14 protein-coding genes are annotated in these 22,873 nt (G+C 43.4%); 11 read left to right on the forward strand and 3 right to left on the reverse strand.

All coding sequences use genetic code 11. The annotated features are described in order from the left end of the window. The coding region (gene tuf / locus BGP78_RS22380) for an elongation factor Tu (RefSeq protein ID WP_119863481.1) at positions 1-916 on the forward strand (916 nt) is incomplete at its 5' end. Between the two features lie 119 nt (positions 917-1,035). On the opposite strand, the gene BGP78_RS22385 is transcribed toward tuf, so the two are convergent. After that, on the reverse strand, positions 1,036-1,404 hold the full coding sequence (locus tag BGP78_RS22385) for a hypothetical protein (RefSeq protein ID WP_119863482.1): 369 nt from the start codon (positions 1,402-1,404) through the stop codon (positions 1,036-1,038). Between the two features lie 53 nt (positions 1,405-1,457). Between BGP78_RS22385 and BGP78_RS22390 the strand changes: the two genes are divergently transcribed. Then, a complete protein-coding gene (locus BGP78_RS22390; RefSeq protein WP_119863483.1) occupies positions 1,458-1,898 on the forward strand; it encodes a TerB family tellurite resistance protein in 441 nt (146 codons plus the stop codon). Positions 1,899-1,911: 13 nt separating this feature from the next. On the opposite strand, the gene BGP78_RS22395 is transcribed toward BGP78_RS22390, so the two are convergent. Next, positions 1,912-2,421, reverse strand: coding sequence for an RNA polymerase sigma factor (locus tag BGP78_RS22395; RefSeq protein ID WP_119863484.1), 510 nt, complete (start codon positions 2,419-2,421; stop codon positions 1,912-1,914). 217 nt (positions 2,422-2,638) lie between these two features. On the opposite strand from BGP78_RS22395, the gene BGP78_RS22400 reads away from it, so the two are divergent. From BGP78_RS22400 to sdhD, 6 genes are all read left to right on the forward strand, one after another. Then, complete coding sequence (locus BGP78_RS22400) at positions 2,639-5,083, forward strand: penicillin acylase family protein (RefSeq protein WP_182912369.1); 2,445 nt, start codon at positions 2,639-2,641, stop codon at positions 5,081-5,083. Positions 5,084-5,143: 60 nt separating this feature from the next. Further along, positions 5,144-5,347, forward strand: a complete 204-nt coding sequence (locus tag BGP78_RS22405) for an MbtH family protein (RefSeq protein WP_119863486.1) — start codon at positions 5,144-5,146, stop codon at positions 5,345-5,347. Positions 5,348-5,494: 147 nt separating this feature from the next. Next, entirely contained in the window at positions 5,495-10,738 is a 5,244-nt protein-coding gene (locus BGP78_RS22410) for a non-ribosomal peptide synthetase (RefSeq protein ID WP_119863487.1), read from the forward strand. Between the two features lie 2 nt (positions 10,739-10,740). Next, a complete protein-coding gene (locus BGP78_RS22415; protein ID WP_119863488.1) occupies positions 10,741-15,171 on the forward strand; it encodes an SDR family NAD(P)-dependent oxidoreductase in 4,431 nt (1,476 codons plus the stop codon). A gap of 65 nt (positions 15,172-15,236) precedes the next feature. Beyond that, complete coding sequence (sdhC, locus tag BGP78_RS22420) at positions 15,237-15,617, forward strand: succinate dehydrogenase, cytochrome b556 subunit (RefSeq protein ID WP_119863489.1); 381 nt, start codon at positions 15,237-15,239, stop codon at positions 15,615-15,617. Continuing rightward, a complete protein-coding gene (gene sdhD, locus BGP78_RS22425; protein ID WP_119863490.1) occupies positions 15,608-15,940 on the forward strand; it encodes a succinate dehydrogenase, hydrophobic membrane anchor protein in 333 nt (110 codons plus the stop codon). The genes sdhC and sdhD overlap by 10 nt, the downstream gene beginning before the upstream one ends. Here sdhD and BGP78_RS22430 read toward each other — a convergent pair. Beyond that, a complete protein-coding gene (locus BGP78_RS22430) occupies positions 15,923-16,912 on the reverse strand; it encodes an AraC family transcriptional regulator (RefSeq protein ID WP_119863491.1) in 990 nt (329 codons plus the stop codon). The genes sdhD and BGP78_RS22430 overlap by 18 nt on opposite strands. Positions 16,913-17,038: 126 nt before the next feature. Here BGP78_RS22430 and BGP78_RS22435 point away from each other — a divergent pair, with 126 nt between their 5' ends. The 3 genes from BGP78_RS22435 (at position 17,039) to BGP78_RS22445 (ending at position 22,732) form a co-directional block, all read left to right on the forward strand. Then, positions 17,039-19,186 (forward strand): TonB-dependent receptor domain-containing protein, encoded by a 2,148-nt coding sequence (locus BGP78_RS22435; protein ID WP_119863492.1) that lies wholly within the window; start codon positions 17,039-17,041, stop codon positions 19,184-19,186. A 321-nt stretch (positions 19,187-19,507) separates the two neighbouring features. Then, entirely contained in the window at positions 19,508-20,374 is an 867-nt protein-coding gene (locus BGP78_RS22440; RefSeq protein ID WP_259386424.1) for a formyltransferase family protein, read from the forward strand. Between the two features lie 276 nt (positions 20,375-20,650). Beyond that, positions 20,651-22,732 (forward strand): TonB-dependent receptor, encoded by a 2,082-nt coding sequence (locus BGP78_RS22445; protein WP_119863493.1) that lies wholly within the window; start codon positions 20,651-20,653, stop codon positions 22,730-22,732. The last annotated feature ends 141 nt before the right edge of the window (positions 22,733-22,873 follow it).

Raw genomic sequence — 22,873 nt, forward strand, 5'->3', positions numbered from 1 at the left:
AAACATGATCACTGGTGCTGCACAAATGGACGGCGCAATCCTAGTAGTTGCTGCAACTGACGGTCCTATGCCACAAACACGTGAGCACATCCTACTTTCTCGTCAGGTTGGCGTACCTTACATCATCGTATTCATGAACAAATGTGACATGGTTGATGACGAAGAGCTACTTGAGCTAGTAGAGATGGAAGTTCGTGAACTTCTTTCAGAATACGACTTCCCAGGTGATGACTTACCACTAATCGCAGGTTCAGCGCTTAAGGCGTTAGAAGGCGAGAAAGAGTGGGAAGACAAGATTGTAGAGCTTGCAGAAGCACTAGATTCTTACATTCCAGAGCCAGAGCGTGACATCGATAAGCCATTCATCATGCCTATCGAAGACGTATTCTCAATCCAGGGTCGTGGTACAGTAGTAACTGGCCGTGTTGAAGCTGGTATTGTAAACGTGAACGACGAAGTTGAAATCGTAGGTATGAAAGAAACTACGAAGACAACTTGTACGGGTGTTGAGATGTTCCGTAAGCTTCTAGACGAAGGTCGTGCGGGTGAGAACATCGGTGCACTTCTACGTGGTACTAAGCGTGAAGACGTTGAACGTGGTCAAGTACTAGCGAAGCCTGGTTCAATCACTCCACACACGAAGTTCACTTCAGAAGTATACGTACTTTCGAAAGATGAAGGTGGTCGTCATACTCCATTCTTCAAAGGTTACCGTCCACAGTTCTACTTCCGTACAACTGACGTAACAGGTAACGTTGAGTTACCAGAAGGCGTAGAAATGGTAATGCCTGGTGATAACATCAAGATGACTGTAGATTTGATCGTACCAATCGCGATGGACGAAGGTTTACGCTTCGCTATCCGTGAAGGTGGTCGTACAGTTGGTGCTGGTGTTGTTGCAACTATCGTTGAGTAATATCGACCATAGTTAATGCATAAGCATTAATAAGAAACCCAAGCTTAGGCTTGGGTTTTTTTATGTCTGCGATTTAATGATTAAAAATGAAGTAATGTTATATTGACGCCTCTACCCCCTCAGGGAGCAATACATTCTATTTCCGCGTATAGGTCAGGCTGATACGGTCTTGGCTCTGTAGGTAGCCTGTCAAAGCCTTGAATACCGTTTTTGAGGGTTAATTGGGGAACTAAACGTTTACATAAATGTCTACTGTGTCTAAGTAAAAAGACACTTTGCCGGGTAAATGCTTCATAGCTATCAGCAATGATCCGAATGGCAAACTTATTATCGTTGTATTGTACTTGTCTGTAATGCACTTGATGGTCGAAGTCGTATAGCTTTTCAATTTCGCCAAATTGTACTGGTGTATGATGGCAGCCAGCGAGAGAAAACACTAAAAGAACACTCAGTCGTTTAAGTGAGAAGGGATAATTGATTGGCGACATAAATTTCCTTAAGAGCAGACCAATTTTGAGCATAACATATGGAGACGATTTAGGTGTTTAAACATATAAAAAAACTACTCACAGAGTTTTCAGTACAGCCTATAGAGACGCCTACGGTAGACTTTAACACTGCATTAGCAGCGCTTATGGTGGAAGTGATGCGTTCTGATGGAAAATTGTTAGCGGTGGAGCTCAAACAAATCGAGGAGTTATTGGTAGAGCAGTGTGAATTAGAGCGTGCACAAGTAGATGCTTTAATTAAAACAGCACAGCTTTTAGTTGAGCAAGCAATTGATTTATATTTATTTATTAAGCAAGTGAATAACCATACCGATGATGTTGAGCGCATCGAAATTGTGCAATTACTGTGGTATGTGGCATATGCAGATGGCAATATTGATAGCTATGAAGATCATACGATACGGAAAATATCAGGATTGATGTACGTTACGCATGCAGATTTTATCGCGGCCAAGCTGGCCGCGTCAGCTTAAGTGAGTTTTTGGGTTAATGTGCGAGTTCTGACTTACATGATTGAACAACTTCTTTAAGCATAAAATTAACCAATGTTGGGCTTATCTGGTACATTTTGGCAATGTCTTTTTGTTTCATTTTACCGCTTCGATAAAAGCTCACCACATTTTGATGTCGAGTCGACAATTTATTAATCGTGCTGTTAACTTGTTGAGAGACTTGGCGCTGTAAATAGCGTTTTTCAATATTGGAATTATCATCATTGAATTGTTCTGTCTGAACGCATTCAATATCGACCCAGGCTTCCCTTGTTTGTTTTCTTAACATATCAATCGCAATATTACGGGCGACTTGGTATGCATAACTGGTTGAGTTTTTTACTTGGAAGTTCTGATTTTCAGACATGCCAGAAAGGCGGATAAAGGTATCTTGTAAAGCATCTTCAGCAAGATAAGGGCAGCGTAGGATATTACTTAAGTAGGCCAGTAATTTTGCTTGGTTATCAGCGATAACTTGCGACCACTTATTTGCGAACTGCGACACGAGATACTCCTTATTAATTCTAAAAATCGAAATGACATTGATAATGCAAATGATTATCAGTTGTGTATTATTTATAAATTTTTACCTTTGTCAATGGTCATAAAGATAAAGTTACAAATAGGTGAGCACTTTGCATCAGTATATTTGTACTTCGGATCATCAGATATGATGATTTCATCATGTTTGGATAATGTTTTTTATTTTGTTAAGGAAAATAATGAAAGTACGTCGACTAATGTTGCCACTGGGTGTGATTTTACCCATTGCACTTCAGGTAAATGCACAAGGTAGTGAGTTGCATCATTTTGAAAATAAAGGTGAAAAATTAGAATCTGTGACTATAAAGCGCAGTCAATATGGTATGGCACATATTGAGGCTAATGATCTATTCGGGTTAGCATATGGTAACGCTTACGCACAAGCTCAAGATCATAGTTGTATTTTAGCGGATGGTTACTTGCGAGTTCAGGCTCAACGTGCTCAATATTTAGGTGCACATAGTCAATCAGGTGATAATCGCCACGTTTTATCTGATTTTGGATATCGTATTTTAGATATTCGTGGCCGAACCGAACGAGCATATTCTTCGTTATCCTCTAATACGAAACAATTGGCTGAGGGGTTTGCTGCAGGTTATAACGCATTTTTGAGCGCAGTAGATGCTGGTGACGAGGTATTGGGACAAGAATGTAAAGGTGCCGACTGGGTTAAACCAATTGAAGCCGTCGATGTCGTTGCAGGAATACTCAATTTAGGAGTACAAAGCAGTTCAGTGAGGATGCTACCAGCCTATGTGAAAGCACATCCATTAGAAGCGGACGAATGGCGGCCAAAACTCGCACTGCAAAAAAAACTCACAGCTTGGCATATTGATAATTATGAGTCACTTGATTTGCAGAGCCCACTTCAAACACAAGGTTCAAATGGCTGGGCTCTAGGAAAAAATAAAACGGAGAATGGCAAAGGAATTGTGTTGGCTAACCCCCACTTCCCCTTTAATGGTAACTTTAGGTTTTGGGCTAACCATGCAAAGATAAAAGATGAGCTCAATGTGATGGGGGCTTCAATCATTGGTTTCCCTGGGCCTGTCAATATTGGTTTTAATCAAAATCTGGCTTGGACACACACCTATTCCTCAGCATCCCATGCGGTTGTGTACCGGTTATCACTTAAACCTGGTGATAGGCTGAGCTATCAGTTAGATGGTCAATGGCACTCGATCAAGCAGCGTGACGTAGAGGTTAAGGTTAAAACGGATGCTGGCATGCAAACGCTCAGTAAAACGATATTCTACACCGATATTGGTGTGATCATGGAAGATGAGCGTCGTTTTCCATGGGATGATCAGTTTGTCTACGTAATAAAAGATGCGAATCTCGATAGTTTTGACTCGGTTGATCATTGGTTAGCAATGAATCAAGCATCGAATATGGCGGAGTTTAAAGAAACATTCAGTACATTTGACGGCATGATGTTTAATAACACCTTAGTTGCGGATAATAAGGGCGATACATTTTATGTCGATGATTCCAATGTCCCGTTACTTTCTGAACAAGCGATTCGTTTTTTAAAAACAGATCCTAAGAGTGCGCATATTTTTGCTAGTACAGGCATCGCATTATTACCGGGTAACAACAGCGAGTTTATTTTTCAAGATGAAATTGAATTTGCTGATGCTCCCCAGTTACAGCGTAGCGATTACGTACAAAACTCAAATGATTCATATTGGCTAACTAATGCGCTGCACCCTATTGCTGAAAACTCCCCATTGTATGGTGAATTTGCCACAGTACAATCTTTGCGCACACGGCACAGTATTAATATGTTATCAGCTCGCTCAGGGCTAGATAATAAATTTAGCGTCGCTGAAGTTGAACGCGCATTGCTAGACAACAGTACTTTTGCAGAACGCTTTAAACGTGACTTAGTAACGCTATGTACGACGTTTTCAGCGCAAGACTTAGTCAGAATATCACGCAAGGAGTCAGTGGTTGAAGAGGTGTGTCATGCCGTTACACAGTGGGATGGTCAGTTTAATCGTCATTCAAAAGCGGCACATCTGATCAATGAATTTATGTTCTTATTAGATTTTGAACGCGATTTTAACGTTAAGTTTGATGCTGAATACCCAGTAACGACACCACGTGGACTTGCTGTGAATGCCGAACTATTAAAGCGGTTGATAACAGCAGCTGATATTGTTAAGCAATCAGGTTATCCCTTGAATGCTAAGTGGGGAGAGGTGCAATATTTACAAAAAGCAGATCACAGGATCAGCTGGCCTGGTGCAACACATAATGTTGGCGGGTTTAATATCTATGCTCCTGGCAATAATATGGATATGACAACCTTTGCAAAAGCGGTAAAACCCGCAGTGCTTAACCCATTAACGGGGAAAGAAACATGGTCAGGATTGAATAAAGATGGTGTCGAAGTTCATTTTGGCTCAAGTTGGATGATGGTGGTGGGGTTTGATAATGACGGACCTCAAGCGCGCGGGTTATTGAGCTTTTCTCAATCCACTTCGGCAAGTTCCTCGCACTTTGCGGATCAAAGTCATTTTTACAGTGAGCAGCAGAAATTAGTTGATTTGCCGTATACCCCTGAAGCGTTAGCGAAACAATTAAAGAGTGAAATTAAGCTAAAAATTAAAAAAGACTAAAAATCTTTCATTGTCGAGCGTCACAAAGCCATTAGTCGCAAATGATTTTTAGGAAATACGATGAGTTTTGATAACGAAAATGGCATTTTTAAAGTACTGATTAATCAAGAAGAGCAGTATTCACTTTGGCCCAGCTATAAAAGTGTGCCCGGTGGTTGGAAAGATGTCGGCATTGAAGGAAGTAAGGATACATGCTTGACGTATATAAACGAAAAGTGGACCGATATGCGTCCAGCTAGCCTACGTGAAGCAATGGCCAAGTAAAGTCAAAGGAGTAGTGATATAACACGGATGATATTCGTATTCTGTGTCTGCATCACTACTCCCTAAGACACAATCTTATGTTTTGTATTCACACCTAGTACACCCCTGCCAATAACATAGCCAGTTTATTTTCTAATGGAGTCTGAGATGTCAGCCATTACCATCATGGATTATTTAGCTCAGCATGCTGAGCAAACCCCCGATCGAGTTGCGCTTATTTGTGTTGACCGTAAGCAACGAACTTCTTGGACATATCATGCGTTATATCAACGGAGTATTTGGTTAGCTAGCCATATTCAAAAGCAAGCAAAACCCGGAGATCGTGCATTAATATTAATGGACTCTGGTATTGACTACGTTTCTAGCTTTTTTGCGTGTCAGTATATAGGCGTGACCGCGATACCCAGTTTTCCGCCAGAATCGACAAAAGAGCAGCATATAGCTCGAACAGTGGGCATTGCTGAAGACTCTCAAGCTGCAGTAGTGCTAACGACGGCGCGTTTTAGTAATACAGTGCAGACCATGGTAGAACAAACGCGCGATAGTACCATGTTAGTGGTTGATACATTGGATGAATCGACAGCTCAGGTTGGTAAGTACGATGCCTGTGAAAATGATATTGCATTTTTACAGTACACTTCAGGTTCGACGGCAAAACCGAAAGGTGTGATGGTGAGTCATCGCAATTTAATTGCCAATGAGCGAGCACTTGCTGAGGTTGTTGAGACGTCTGTAGAAGATGTATCTGTGAGTTGGCTGCCATTATTTCATGACATGGGTTTGATTGGTGGTTTACTACAGCCTTTATTTACGGGTTATTTACTGGTGTTGGCATCCCCGCGTTATTTTATGGAAAAACCAGTGCGGTGGTTAGAATTAGTGAGCGAGTATAACGGCACTGTCTCTGGTGGGCCTGATTTTGCTTTTCGGTTATGTTTAGAGCGTATTAAGGATAAGCAAAGAGCTGCATTAGATTTATCCAGCTGGCGAGTGGCATTCTCAGGTGCTGAGCCTATTAGGCATGACACGTTGAATGATTTTGCCGATAAATTTAGCGCAAATGGCTTTAAAAGAGAGGCATTATATCCGTGTTATGGTCTGGCGGAAGGGACGCTATTAGTGACGGGGAGTAAAGCTGGCTCTGGAGCTAAAATACATGCATTTTGTAATGAGGCATTAAGCCAAGGCAAGGCACGTCAAGTGCAAGCGCAAGATATTCGTAATAATGGTGAATATAGCCACCAAGTAAGTTGCGGTGTTACGCCTTCTCAGCATTATCTAAGGATCACTTGCCCCACGACATTGGCTGAATTACCTGCAGGAGAGATTGGCGAGATCTGGGCTGCGGGTCCAAGCATTGCTGTCGGTTATTGGCAAAATGAGAAGGCAACTAACGAGACATTTGTGACCCGTGATAATCATCGCTGGTTAAGAACGGGAGATGTGGGTTACCTGTATGACGATCAGTTATATATCTCAGGTCGACAAAAAGATTTAATTATCAGCAATGGCCACAATATTTATCCGCAAGATATTGAACGCAGTATTGAAGCTGGCTTGAGCTTTGTCCGTAAAGGACGGGTGTCGGCTTTTCCTGTGCCAAGTGCAGAGCATGGAGAGGGTATTGGTTTAGCCATAGAAACCAGCAACAAGTTTCGGGACGATATGCCCGCTGAGCAGGTGGCGTTGGTCGTGAGAGACTATGTGATTGAGCACTTCGGGCAAAGTCCTGAATTAGTTCTATTACTTGACCAAGGGGCTTTACCTAAAACATCCAGTGGTAAATTGCAGCGCAGTGCTTGTTTAAAATTATATGGTCTTAAAAGACTGGCAAGTTATGGTGATTTCAACCGTGATGCACTTGCTCAATTACACAGTGTGCAAGTGACTGATAATAGCCACTGGGGTGAGCTGGAAACAACACTAGCCACGATATGGCAATCAGCCCTTAATTACCCTGTACGTCATGATGCAGCTGATTTTTTTGCACTGGGTGGAAGCTCGATTAAAGCGGTACAACTATTGGCTAAAGTGGAAGCCGAGTTCTCGTGTCATATTGCGCCTACTAGCCTATTTAAAGCGCACACCTTTGGCCAATTCTGTGCCTTACTGAAAAGTACCCTAGAGAACACGAAAACACAGCAAAAGATAGTGCCTCAGCACTGTCTCAGCAGTGAGTTGAGCGCTCAGCAATTGCGCCAGCTATTCCTGTGGCAATTACAGCCGCAAAGTAATGCATACCATATCGGTGCTCAGATAGTACTCAAAGGCAAGCTCTCAAAGCTATGGTTACAGCAAGCGTGTGAACAGGTTTTATCAGATCATGCAATTTTACGTCATCGTTATTATAAAAATGATCAAGGGCAATGGCGTCAAACGGCAACGGAGCAAAGTTTAGACTGGCAATATGTAGATTTAAGCGCTGAGCAGAATATTGCAGCACAAGCAGATAGTTGGATAACTGCCTTGAACAGTAAAGCGTTTGCGCTTGAGAAAGGAGAAAACTTCCGTGTTGGATTGGTGCAATGCACAGATGAGGAATATATCTGGGTAATGAGCATGCACCATATTGCATCAGATGCGTGGACATTTGATTTACTGATACGCGCGGTAAGTGCACACTATCAGCGATTGGCTCAAGGCCAAGCATTAGAAAATCAACTGTCTGAAATTGAGTATGGTGATTATGCTCAGTGGCAACAGCAGTGGTTGGCGACTGAACAAGCACAGCAGCAATTAGCCTATTGGCAGAGCGCGCTGACCTTACCTGCGGATGAATTGCTTTTTGAGCCTCAGCACCCACGACAAGTCGACATGGCACCATTGGCAACCTCAACATTGCACTTAGATTATCAACAAGTTGCAGGTTTACAGAAGCTAGCACATCAACACAGTGCCAGTTTATTCATGTTGTTATTAAGCAGCTTCCAAGCGCTGTGTTACCGTGTGGCCAATAAAGCGAAACCACGGGTCGCGATCCCAGTGGCTAATCGGCAAAATAGCCAAGTACATGGCTTAGCTGGCTTTTTCATAAATACCCAGTTGATAAATGCTGATATTGATGCCGCTGATAGTTTTAGTGACATCTTGGAACAGTGTAAAAATTACACGTTGGCTGCACAAGATAACCAAGATTTCCCATTTGAAAAATTAGTGGAAATCGTTAATCCAGAGCGCCATGTTGGTCAAACGCCTTTATTCCAGGTGATGTTCAATCATGTTGAGCATAATTTAGACATGCTCGATACGTTACCTGATGTGTCGCTTGTCGAAGTAGCACCTTTAAAACATGAAGCGCAGTTTGATTTAAGTATTGATTCACGCTTATTCAATAATGGTCAATTAGCGCTTGAGTTGCAGTACAATGCGTCACTGTTTGATGCTGCATTTATTGAGCATTTGCAACATGCATGGGCGAACCTACTTGTTCAGGTAGTGATCAACCCAGAGCAAGCAATTGGGAACATAACACTGCTCAGTGATGTAACTGATGTGCTTGAACACGGTCAAGGTGACGATATTACGGAACTGCCTAATCATTGGCTGATGCAGTTGAGTGAATATGCGGAGCAATATCCACAGCGCACCGCTGTGATTTATAAAAATGAGCAATTTAGCTATGAATGGTTAGAGCAAACATCAAACAGGCTGGCACATGCCCTACTGGCTGAAAAGCTAGGGGAAAACCCAGTTGTGGGAGTGCTGTTGGAGCGTACCCCGCTGATGTTGGCCAGTGTATTAGCCTGTTTAAAAGCCAATATCGGCTATTTACCATTAGATGCCCAATTCCCCGCTGAAAAGTTAAACTATATGCTCAAAGACAGTGTATGCCGCGCGGTGATCAGCGATCTGGAACAGACTGACATTGTCTTTTCTGGGCAATGGCTAGCACCTGTGCAGCTGCTAAATCAGCATTATAAAAAGATTAATATTCCTACGGTATCAAAGCACCCGGCATATATAGCCTATTTAAATTATACCTCGGGTTCGACAGGTCAAGCCAAAGGCGTGGTGATTGGTCATGAAGCATTGGCACAGTATATCGAGTCTGCGAAACAGTTTATCTCGCTCAGTGAGCAAGATGTGGTGCTACAGTTTGCGACCGCTAATTTTGATGCGTTTGTCGAGCAAGTGTTCCCGACATGGTCTGCAGGTGGAGCCATTGTGTTAAGAGATAACGCGCTATGGGATGCAAAAACACTCTATGCACAGGCGCAGCGTCATAATATTACGGTGATGGATTTAAGTGCAGCTTATTGGCGCAGCATTGCCTCAAGTTGGGCGTATCATCATGAGCATATCGCGCCTATTTCTCTGCCTAAGCTAAGACAAGTTCACTCCGGTGGTGAAGCCATGTCTATCACTGCCATTGCTGACTGGCGACGTGCAGGGCTTGAGCATGTGCGCTTATTGAATACATATGGACCGACTGAAATCGTGGTGGAAGCAGCAATTTACGATTGCCAAGCTAACCCTCCTGTGGATGCGGTTCCGTTAGGTGAGCCATTACAGGGGCGCAAATTGTATGTGCTTGATCACAACCTTGAATTAGTCGCCGAAAAACAGATCGGTGAGCTATATGTTGGCGGTGAGATTATTGCGCGTGAATATTGGCGTCGCGCTGGACAAACGGCCAGTCAGTTCATCGCAGATCCATTTAGTGCGAATGGTGCACGTATGTATGCGACGGGGGACTTAGTCAGCTGGGACAATGGCCAGTTACAGTATCATGGCCGTCGAGATCATCAAGTTAAAGTGCGCGGTTTTAGAGTCGAGTTAGGTGAAGTAGAGCAATGTTTAACACAATTGCCGAGTGTTGATGCTGCGGTGGTGGTGACGCAAAGCAGTGAACACGGTATGGAGCTTATTGCTTATGTTCAATGCACTGCGCAGACGTTACCCACTGGCGATACTATTAAACGCGCGTTGAGTGAGCAGTTACCGCATTACATGATCCCAAAACACATGGTGGTAATGGCGCAATTGCCAGTGAATGCCAGCGGTAAGTTGGAAAGGCATAAGCTGCCAGCAATAACGTCAGAGCAGTCGGTGTCTCCATCTCAGGTTGAATTGGCAAGTAATGACGTTGAGCGCTTAATTAGCCAAATATGGCAGCAGCACTTAAAGCAGGCTGACATTGACCGTCAAGCCAATTTCTTCGATATTGGTGGTCATTCGCTATTGCTCATGGCAGTGCATGAATCAATTCAAGCTCATTACCCGAACGTACAATTAACAGAGTTATTTACCTATCCAAGTATTGCTACATTGGCTGAGCATCTATCTGGGTCGTCTGTCACGGCAAAGCCTCAGTCTAAACCATCAGCTAAGCAGCAAAAGAAAGGCATGAATGCATTGGCTGCTCGTCGTAAAAAATCAAGAGAATCATAAATATGTCAGACATAGAATATAGTGAATTAGATATCGCCATTGTGGGCATGGCAGGGCGTTTTCCTGATGCAAATAACGTCGAGGAGCTTTGGCAAAATGTCGCAAAGCAACATTGTAGTATTACGCCGTATAGTGACGAACAGCTGCGTGGCGCAGGAGTAGACAGCGACACGCTAGCGAACTCTGATTATGTTAAAGCAGGTGTTCCGTTCACCAATATGAAGGCGTTTGATGCTGGCTTTTTTGGCTATAGCCCCAAAGAGGCTGAACAACTTGACCCTCAACAGCGTATTTTTTTACAGACGTGTTGGCATGCATTAGAAGATGCCGGTATCACGCCAAGTGCGACTAATTTAACAGGCGTTTTTGCGGGGTGTGGCGTACCAAGTTACTTACTGCAAAACCTGTTATCAAATAACACGCAAAATGACATAACGAGTTTGTTGGCCTTAACAAACGGTAATGATAAAGACTCTTTAGCAACACGGGTTAGCTATGAGCTTAACCTTAAAGGCCCATCGGTCACTGTACAAACAGCTTGCTCTACCTCGTTGGTCGCCGTTCATATGGCATGTCGCTCACTGCAAAACTTCGAAAGCGATGCTGCACTTGCTGGCGGCGTATGGCTAAATTTGGCATCCGAGCAGGGCTATGACGCACCCGCTGGAGGGAGTTTATCTCCGACCGGTCAGCTAAGTGCCTTTTCTGAAAATGCTGATGGTATTTTAATTGGTAGCGGCAGTGCTGCCGTGGCACTGAAGCGTGTTGAAGATGCGCTTAGCGCTGGCGATGCCATTTTGGCTGTGATCCGAGGCTCTGCGGTTAATAACGATGGAAAAGACAAAATAGGCTACACGGCTCCCAGTGTAACAGGGCAAGCCAATGCGGTGAGCGCAGCGCTTGAATTTGCTGATGTGGAGCCAAGTTCGATTGGGTATATTGAAACACATGGTACAGGCACTAAATTGGGTGATCCGATCGAGATTGCAGCCCTTAGCCAAGTCTATCAATCGGATAAAACACAGTATTGTGCCATTGGTTCGATTAAAGCCAATATTGGGCATTTAGACTCAGCTGCGGGTGTCACCGGTTTGATCAAAGCTGTTCAAGCTTTGCGATATAAGCAATTGCCCCCGAGCATTCATGCCAAGCCGCTAAATCCAGCTATTGATTTTGCTGCTAGTCCGTTTTATGTCAATGACACATTAAAAGCATGGGAAAGTGATACCCCTCGTAGAGCGGCTGTGAGTTCGTTAGGGATGGGTGGTACCAATGCACATGTTATTTTAGAAGAATATGTTTCGCAGGAGCAACCGGAACCCGCAGAGCCAACACGCCGAGCGCCTTGGTACATTTTACCTGTGAGTGGAGCGACTAAAAGTGGGCTCAATGATCAGGTAGCTGCACTGCAGAATATGTTGGTTGCACAGCCACACACTCTTCCTGAAGCCGCTGCGCAATTACAGCAAAAGCGTGCCGCACTCGCCTTTAGAAAAGCATTTGTGGTCAAAGATCACGAGCAAGCCGTCGCGATGTTAAGCCGTGACGTTGTGGCAATGAAAACGACGGATGCGCGCATTGGCTTACTGTTCTCGGGGCAGGGCTCTCAGTATGTGACAATGGCTCAGCCATTACTCAAACATAACGCGTATTTTAAATCTGTGTTTAATGAAGTTTTGAGTCATTTTTCTGAGCAATTACAACAGCAACTTACTAGGGTATTTGCACCTGAAGATGATCAAGTTTTAATAGCGAACCAACTTCTGAACGAAACGCGCGTGACACAGCCGGCATTATTTATTGTGGGATATGCGATGGCGCGCACGTATCAGGCATTAGGTGTAACTATCACAGGCATGTTGGGACACAGCATTGGTGAGTATGTTGCAGCATGTTTGGCGAATGTGATGTCATTGGAAACGGCGGTTACCTTGGTGACGGCCAGAGGTGAAGCGCTTCAAGGTATGGCTCCTGGTACGATGTTATCTGTGGTGGCTGATGAGCAAACTATTGCCCCTTACTTAACTGCTGAGCTGGATATTGCTGCGTTGAATAGTCCGACGAATACCGTGGTTGCTGGGACAAAAGAGGCAATAAAAGCATTACAAACACAATTAAAAGCCGAACAGATAAGTTGTACACGACTCCATGTATCTCATGCATTTCATAGCCATTTAACTGAGGCGGTGTTACCGGAGTTTAAAGTTGCTTTAGAGAAAGCCCACCTAAGTGCGCCTGATGTAGTGTTTGTGAGCAATGTCACCGGGCAGGTGATCACAGATGATCAAGCAACATCGGTGCAATACTGGTTAGATCACATTCGTCAGCCAGTAAAATTTGCTGACGGGGTGCACACGTTATCTGAGCGCTGTGATGTACTTATTGAAGCAGGGCCAGGTGATACGCTGCAGAAATTGGTGCAGCAGGTGGGTATAACGAAAGAGCTGACGGTTTTAAACTCTATTGCCCATGTACGCGATATGAAAGACGTCATCGCGCCTTTTGCTAAAACGGCTGCAACGTTATGGCAGTTAGGGTTAAATATTGATTGGCAATATGTTGGAGAGTTGACTCCGAGTGCATCTAAAGTACTGCCTGAATATCAATTTAGTCAGCAAGAATATTGGGTTGAGGTAAATCAAGAGCGAACTGTGTCAGCGACACGCGACGTTGAGTCATCCAGTTCACAGCCGCAATTATTGCAACCTATTTGGCAGCAACAACCGCTGCATGTTAAGCGTCAAGATTTGAGCGCAGAGCACTTTGTATTGTTGGCTTCAGACTCACAGGTATGCAGCGCACTAAGTACGGCGCTTATTGAGCGTGGCGCGCAATTAACCATGTTATGGGCAGTACAAAGAGATGATGCAGAGTTTACGGTTCAAGACAATGGCCACATTAATTTTGATCACACAAATCCCACTCATTGGGAAAAGCTACATGCTTATTTAGCGGATGGTACACAGGTAACACATTTTGTAGATACGCGCTTTTTTGTGCCGGCACAATCGGATGATGTCATTGGTTATGAGGCATTACTGCCACTGGTACAGCACTTAGTTGCGACCTTTAATGTGCGATTAAGTGTGTTAGCTACTCAGTTGTTCTCAGTATTGGATGATGAAAGTTTATCACCAGAAAAGGCCACGCTTTTGGGGCTAACCCGTGGGTTGCCGCTAGAGCACAATACGCTCACGCGGGTGATTGAATTTAAAGATGCAGACATTGCCTTCAATGAAGATATAGTGACTAAATTGGTGGCTGATTTAGTGGCAGATAAACCAGAACATCATGAAATAGCTTATCGCGGTAAGCAACGTTTTGTGCTCAGTCAGCAAGCCATTCCTACGAGTGCTGATAGATCGATAGAGTCGGGTGTCACGTTAATTACCGGTGGTTTGGGTGGTGTCGGGTTACATCTGGCTAAATACCTAGGTGAACAAGGTCACAAACTGATTTTGCAAACTCGCAGTCAGTTTGCACCTGAGTCTCAGTGGCAAGCATTACAACAAGCCAGTGAGACTGATGACAAGTTACGTAAGCAGGTAACAGCGTTATTATCATTACAGGCGCAAAATGTTGATGTCATGGTGATCACCGCTGACGTACTTGATGCTGCGCAGCTCGGCCAGTCGGTAAAGTTAGCTGAGCAGCAGTTTGGTACAATCACGCATGTTGTACATAGTGCTGGGCTACCAGGTGGTGGTTTCATTGCTGGGATGACAATGGAGCACGCTAGTGTGACTTTATCGAGCAAGATTCAAGGCACACAGAACGTATTACAGGTATTTAAAGAGCATGCATTACAGCAGTTTGCTGTGTGTTCTTCTTTGGCTTCTGTATTAGGCGCATATGGACAAAGTGATTATTGTGCGGCCAATGTGTATTTAGATACATTGGCGCAGCAAGCACATAACTTCCCTGTTGTTAGTATTAACTGGGATGCGTGGGCTCAAACCGGGATGGCTGCTAAGTTTGACTTGCCTGAAGGATTAGGGCTGCAAGGTGATATTGGTGCTGCCATGTTGGCTGATATTTTTGCAAGTGGTCAGTCGCAAGTGTATGCCGCTAGCATGAGTTGGTCACAACTGGTACACGTAACACGTGAGGCGGAGCAGGCGATTTTAAACGCGAAGGCTAAGCCTGCGGGACATGGACGCCCAGACTTAGACACCGAATATGAAGCACCTGAGAGTGAACTTGAACATAAGCTGGTGGCTGTTTGGCGCGAGTTTCTTGGCTTTGATGAAATAGGGGTGTTTGATAGTTTATTTGCCTTGGGCGGCGACTCATTGATAGCCATTCAAATGTTGGCGAAAGTAAAGCAGCAGTTCTCTATTGAATTAGAGCCTGCGGAGTTTTTTGAAGATCCAAGTATTGATAACTTGGCTTATATTATTGAAGGAAAGCTCATCGAGCAGCTTTCATCATAGCAAAAAATGCAAGCCCAAACCTGAGCAGGTTTGGGCTTTTTTATGGCAATTGATCAGAGGTTAAAATGAAAAAACAGCGGCCCATGAACTTGGCGATACAGACAATGGCTTTGCCTATTACAGCCTATGCCTCCATCCTCCACCGTGTCAGTGCAGTGGTGATGTGGGTGGGGTTTGCCTTTTACTTACCCACTTTGTGGTATTCACTGCAGTCACCAGAAAACTTTGCGTTATTGCATGCATTACGTGATGAAAGCATTATTATCCAACTGTTTTTGTGGGCGTTCTTGACCGCCATGGGATATTACTTATGCGGCGGAGTTAAACATTTAATCCAAGAAGCTGGACACTGCGAAAGCCTTGAGGGTGGCGCAAAAATATCTTGGGTGTGTATTGCCGTGGGCGTATTGCTGAGTGTCTTATCAGGAGTGTGGATATGGCTATGATAAATCTATCAGGCACACAACAATGGGTTTTACAGCGCGTTTGTAACGTGATCGTTATTTTGTTTGTGGCGGCGATGATCGGGTATTTGGTGTTGTGTGGCCCGGTATCATTTGCAATGTGGTCAACACTACACAGTGCGCTGTGGTTTAAAATACTGGCAACGGTGGTGCTGACTGCAACGGTCGCAAATGGTATTTTAGCGGCTTGGCAAATCGCAGGAGACTATATTAAAGGGCGTTTAAATACGGTGTTTAATATCATACTTGTTGCACTGAACCTTGGGTTATGGGGCTTTGGTCTAGGTTTACTTTGGGCCGTATGAGGCGCTACTTCGGTGTAATTTTATAAGCTGCATAGGCGTAATATCAAAGTGTTTTTTAAAGGCGGTAATGAAATTGCCCACATGGGTATATTTCGCTAGATATGCAGCTTCTCCTATGGTTAATCCTTCTATCAAAAGTGCTTTTCTCGCCTTTTCTAAGCGCTTTATTTTGACGTATTGCTTTAATGTGGTGTTGAAACTGCGTTTAAAATTACGCTGCAACGTGCTGATACTTACTCCTAACTGCTGTGCAATATCAATGAGGGTAAAATCTTGCTCCAATAGCACCAGCAATGTCGCCAGTTTACTTTCGCTGGCTTGAATCGGTGAATGAGCATAGTGCGCTTGGGTCGGTGTTAATTCGGGATGATAAAACTGACTAATTACTTCATGCAATAATTGCAGTGCATGTTGCTCCAATAGCAGCGGAGCAAGCAGATGTGTGTCACCCTCTTGATTGGCAAGTATCTTGATTTGTTGCAGCAGGGAGGGCGTCAGTGATGTGACATAGACATTTTGAGAATGAAACAGTTGCGAGTCTATCTGCTCGCATGCTTGTTCATTTAAGACTTTTTGTAATAACCAACTACGTTCACAGCTTAACGTGACTTTTTTTACGTGCTGATCTTTTTGCATAAAACGGGTAAATATATCCTGTTTATTCAGTATATTAATAAAAGCAACAGGCTCCTTGTCGGCGCTAAATTGATAGCGTTTTTGTGCCACTCTAAATGACACTGTACCTGCCAATAACACCGTGACATGAAACCCCGCAGGTAAGATAGCACTGCTGCTGGTATGACTGTTTTCGATGATATCTGCGCGGTGCAAGTACAGCCCTTTTTGTAATTCTATAAAGCTTAAGTCGCCCTGCGCTAAGTGCGTTTGTTCTGCTGAGGTTTGCTGGCGGGACTCTAAGCCAATTTTTTGCAGCGCGTAAGAAAGATCATCAACATAAATGGAAGTAGTCATAACCTATGCACCTTTGACGTTTTTGAAAATAAGTTAGACGATTTTGCAAAATAGAAGCGCAAATATCAACCTATAATCTCTGTACAATATTGATATTGGTTCTTATTTACATTTAAAAGGTGTTGTATGTTGGTTTTAACTGCTCAGCAAATGGGTTTTCGTCGTACAGGTTTAGCATTGGCTGTGGCTGGGGTGTTTGCTGCCCCAAATGTATTGGCTGCGGCTGATGACATAGAGAAAATTTCTGTGTGGAGTACGCAAGTTAAAACGTCAGCTCTGTATTTACAAGAACAAGATATTGCCAATAAGCAAGCGGACCACATTTCTGATTTATTGCGCAGTATCCCAGGTATTGATGTAGGGGGCGCACACTCTTTAAACCAGCGTATTACCATTCGCAGCATGGACGATAAGGACCTGAAAATATCAATAGATGGCGCTGCGCAAAACTCTTATATGTATCATCATATGGGTAACTTACAGATCCACGCGGATATTTTAAAATCAGTAGATATTGAAACTGGTACGAACTCAGTGATCAACGGTGGGTTAGGCGGGGCCGTACGCTTTGAAACCAAACAGGCAGCTGATCTATTGGCCGACGGAGCATCTATGGGTGGCCGTGTATCGGTGGGGGTTGCTGATAATGCGGGGCATCGCTTTTCATTCACCGGCTATGGTGAGCTAAACGAGCAGTTGGATTTTTTAGCATATTACAATCAAGTTAGCCGTGATAACTATGAAGTCGGTGGCGGCAAAATTAAAGACCAAACGGGTGAACAAATCGCCGGTACTGATGGCACTGTGCGCGGCTTAGAAGGAAAGGTCCATGATGCGTTGGTCAAAATTGGCTGGAATATTAATGCGCAACAACGTTTGGCATTGAGTTATGAAGCCTATCAAGATAAAGGGGATTATAGTTATCGACCCGATATGGGACTGGCAACCGACTTAGTTTTTGAGAAAGGGCTGGGTACACCTTTATTGTGGCCTACTGAATTTACCCGTGACACGCTAACTTTAAGTTATGATTTAGACTGGGGCCAAGGCTCTTTGTTAAAGGCAAGTGTGTTTAGTAATACCAGTCAGCTGTACCGAGATGAAGCTGGTTGGGCATTATCACCGAATCCGCGCTTTAGTGGTCATGCCGGTCAAGTAACGGGGGAGGCGAAAAATAGTGGCTTTAATCTCTTAGCAGAAACGCCGTTTGATGCTTTATTTACTGATGAAAACCACAGTGTTACTTATGGCTTAGATTATCTTAAACATGATACCGATTTTCATAAGGTCAGCACAGATAGCTCGGTCGCTGAGTCACAAGAAAGTGCCAAGAATATCGCGGTATTTGTGCAAGATCGCATTGAGTTTGAGAATGGCTTGGTAATGATAGCGGGTGTTCGTCACGACAGTTATGAGCTAGACGCGAAAGTCGTGAGTAATGATTACTCAGAGCTATCACTGTCCCTTGCCGCTGAATATCAGATCACCGATAACCTGCTGGTTAAACTCAGCAGTACCGAGTTATTTAAAGGGCCTGAAATTGGTGAGGTTTTTGCGGGGGCAGGCCTCAGAGACAGTGAAAATAGTGCGATTGAAGCCGAAACCGGGCTCAATACCGAGCTTGCAGTGGCATATCAGCATCACATTGGTCAATCTATGACGTGGTCTGCAGGTGTCACCGCGTTCTCTACTCAGATTGATAATTATATTTTTGACAGTGCGATGAAGCCTAATCCAAAGCATCGCTGGGACCAGTGGAAAGACAACATTGGTGATATGCGTATTGAGGGGTTTGAAGCGTATTCACAGTTCACGCATAACTCGTTATCGGTGCAATTGACATATGCGCAATCAAGCAGTGACTTGTCAGCTTTTGCCCAGTATACGCAACTAGATGGAGCACGATTAGAGCGTGAGCAAGGCGATACCATCACCACGCAAATGGCATATCAGTTAACCGATTATGATCTAGATATTGCATGGGAAGCGATGCTGGTGGGAGGGATTGCTGATGGGCACTTTTTAGGGGGCGCCAGCATGAATAATGCAAAGCAAAGTTATGCAGTACATAACCTCTCTGCACACTGGTCTCCTACCGCGATCCCAGCGCTGAATATACGGTTAGGCATTGATAACCTATTCGATGAATTTTATGCCTCACAATCTTCAAAAAATGGCATAACAGGCCACCCATTGGCAGGTGAAGAGGGGTTATTTTTAATGGACTACGAGCCAGGGCGCAATGTTAAAGCCAGTGTTGCCTATCAATTTTAGAGATACCTTCTAGGTATATTGAACACGTTTCCTACATAAGCCCATGCATTGAACGCCCGTCTTAATGCATGGGTTTTATCCTCTCTAAGTTGCCCATTATCAAACGTGGGATGATTTATCAACATGGGTTCAGCTTGTCATTTTCTGACGTGTCGTTATGTCTTACATAGCGCGTACATTGCGGATTTTACTCCTGATGAGACTCGCGTGAAATTGCCTATGTGAAATGTAAGTTGGTTAAATATTTACCAGAGTACAGCGTCTGGTGGTGGGATAGTGTGATCTATAACAAATTGGTTATGGATTTAAAAAGTACAAAAAATGGATAATAAAATTATGGGTAAATTAAAGCTAGTATATGTGTGCTCCTTGCGTAATGCAGCAGCAGATATGGCGGGTAGAAGGATCGCGTACAAACATGAAACACGTTATATGACCTCACCATTAGAGCACCTTGTGACGCAGTTGAACTGCAGTGATTTGGGAGAGTTATATGAATTAACTGGCGTTATTTTTGATGATGATTTAACGCATTCGCTTGATAGCCAAAAGCTACAAGATTACGGAACATCGCGTGTGGCATGCAATGGAGCATGGGTTTATCCTGAAACGCTTAAAGTCGGTAATAAGCTGGTTGATGAACTGTTATGTTGCGTACCCTCAAGCTATCGTAAGTTACCAAAGGGATCACAAGCATGGCGAGAAGGGAAGCAGGATTTTGAGCAGCGCTTAGAGAGTAAGCTGGATGAGTTGGATGCGGATGTGGTGTTGCTAGATGGGTTGATTGTTATTTTGGATCAGCTGGCGAGTGACGACAGCGCTTACGCTCAGCGAATTGTGAATATTCATCCGGGGATCACAAAAGAGGCGTCTGTTTATCAGCGCCGAGGAGCGACTGCAACACTGGATGCTTTGTATGGAGCGCAAGGTAAAAAGGTCATCAATTGGCAAACCATGGAAATGGTTAATGTGGACGCACTAGATAAAACGGGTGCTTCGCTGCATTATGTCGATCAGGGAATTGATTCAGGGCCAGTAATTTATGATGTTTTAAATACACAGATCTTACCTGAAGACACGATTTTTGAGTTACGCTGGAATAATTTTCAGCAGAGTTTATTTCCTGCCATGACCCAAGGGCTTCATGCATTAGCGAAGGCCAAGATAGGCGCAGAAGAAGTGAGGTAATTTCACGCCAGCGCATATTTAAAGAATAGCGCGTCAGTATCTTGCTTTAATTGTTGCATCATGAACACTAAATGATGCAATTTCCTCTGGTGTAATGCCGTGTTTTATTTGTACATTTTCGGCTGTTTTTTTGCTCAGAATGTCGTGTTTTTAATGGTCAGGCTATATTGCTACACATTGAATCATAATGATAAATAAAATTAGTTCCCATTATTCTTAAATTTTCTGTCTTTAAGCTCGTCTGTTGGTCGGCTAACTATAATTTAGGATGAAATAATGAATAAACTGGCATTTTGTATGGTTCCAGTTGCCTTAGCAGTATCGGCAGCTGTTTCAGCGGATGAAAAAGAACAAATTACATCGATAGAGAATATTGTTGTTTATGGTGAGAAAGCGGGTCGCTCATTAAAAGATACTACGACGTCTGTTGCAGTAATTACGAGTGAAGAGCTTGCCAATGGACAATCAGATTCATATGTCGATATTTTATCGGATATTGCAAATGTTGTTTTTTCAGATAGCTTGCCAAGTATTCGGGGTGTAAAAGGGGAAGGAATTGCCATTGGCTCTTACTCTTTCACATCAGGTGCTAAAGCGCGTGTCGCGGTTTTAACCGATGGTGTTGCTGAACCATTCGTGGCAACTTTAACGGGTGATCTTGGTTTGTGGGATGTACAACAAATCGAAGTGTTACGTGGACCACAATCTTCCAATAGTGGCCGTAACAGTATGGGGGGAAGTATTTATGTCACGACAAATACCCCTTCTATGGATAAACTGGAAGCATCTGTGAGAGCGGGCTATGCGAATAAAATGCAAAGCAAAGAGCTTTCAGCTATGGTGTCTGCGCCTATTATAGAAAATGAATTGGCGTATCGTTTTACCGTACAAAATGTTGATAGAGAGCACCACTCTCACTTTCAGCTAGCTGAAGGGGATTCATATTCTTTCGACCCTAAGCCAATTGAACTGACACGGATCAATGCGAAATTACAATGGACGCCATCACAAGTTGATGGGCTTGATATGCTTTTGAGTTATGTTGATTCGCAAGAAGAAGGATTCCGTTATTGGGGTTTAGGCGGACCAGACCTTTCTAAGCGTATTATTTCATCACCGAGAAACACCGACACGTCATATGCACGTGATAAAGAAGTAAATAGTGAACATACTTATTTAAAAACATCTTATGAGATAAGTGACAATTTTGACATTGAATTATTGGTGTCAGATGTTGATTATAGCTATGAGTTTCATCAATACCCACTTGTCTGGCATGTACGTATGGATGATGAAAGCCAAACTGTAGATGGTAAATTTAGCTTTGCTTTTGATGATGGCTTAAGTGGGCACTTTGGTGTGTATAAATATGATCGTGAACAAGCTTTCTTCAATAAGGGTATCTACGAAGGGGATGATGAGTCTTCATCAGATGCTATTTATGGTGAAGTAACGGTGAGTGTTTCTGAACAAGGCCAAGTTATTGCAGGTGGCCGAATTGAAAAAGAGAAGCAACATCGTGAATTTAGAGCAGCATCCGGTGCATCATTTATCATTGCCAATGATGAGACGCTTTATTTACCAAAAATCGCTTACTTACATACTGTTGATGAAGAGCTAACGCTTGGTCTTAGTTTCCGCAAAGGGTATAACTCAGGTGGTGGTGACTTTAATTGGGCTTCTGCTTCAGTATATAGTTATGAGCCTGAATACGTTAATACGTATGAGTTCAGTGTACGCAAATCGTGGGATGATGTATTAAATCTTGCAGCAAATATTTTCTATAACGATTATTCGGGTTATCAAGTTTTCGCAACGGGTGACTCAGGTCAGCAGTGGGATACCGTTATCCACAATGTTGAAGACGTAAAAAGTTATGGATTTGAAGCAGAGTTAACCTATGCTGTGACCGATTCATTAACATTATCAGGTAGCTTTGGCTCATTAGAGACCAGTATTGAAAAAGCCAATAGCAATAATCAACATTTGTTAAGTCAAGAGTTACCGATGGCACCAAGCGCGACGGCAAGTATTGGGGCTGATTATTGGTTGACAGATAATGTTCAACTTAGTTTGAATACTCGCTATACAAGTGCTTATCAAAGCAAAATCCTACGAAAGCATTTTGCAGAAGCACAAATTAGTCAGTCAGATTTATATCAAACGGATAGTTACACTGAAACACGTTTTTCAGTCGCTTATATTGCTGACAATTGGCGAGCAGATGCGTATGTTAATAACGCATTTGATCAAGACAATGAAACCGCAATGGACCGTTCGCCTATGACTGGTGAGATTGTAACAGGTCAATTAACAGAGCCACGTACAGTTGGTTTTTCTGTAACATATAACCTGTAATTCTCGATAATACATGTGCGCTGTGAGATGAATCACCACAGCGTACATCTTACGTTCTAACACGCCCCGCTTTTGCCTCAGTTACACAATAAAATAAAGCACTACAATGCTTGATTTTTCAGGTTTCTATTCGTCTAGCTC

This window comes from Pseudoalteromonas sp. MSK9-3, from assembly GCF_003590335.1.
Classification (GTDB): Bacteria; Pseudomonadota; Gammaproteobacteria; order Enterobacterales; family Alteromonadaceae; genus Pseudoalteromonas.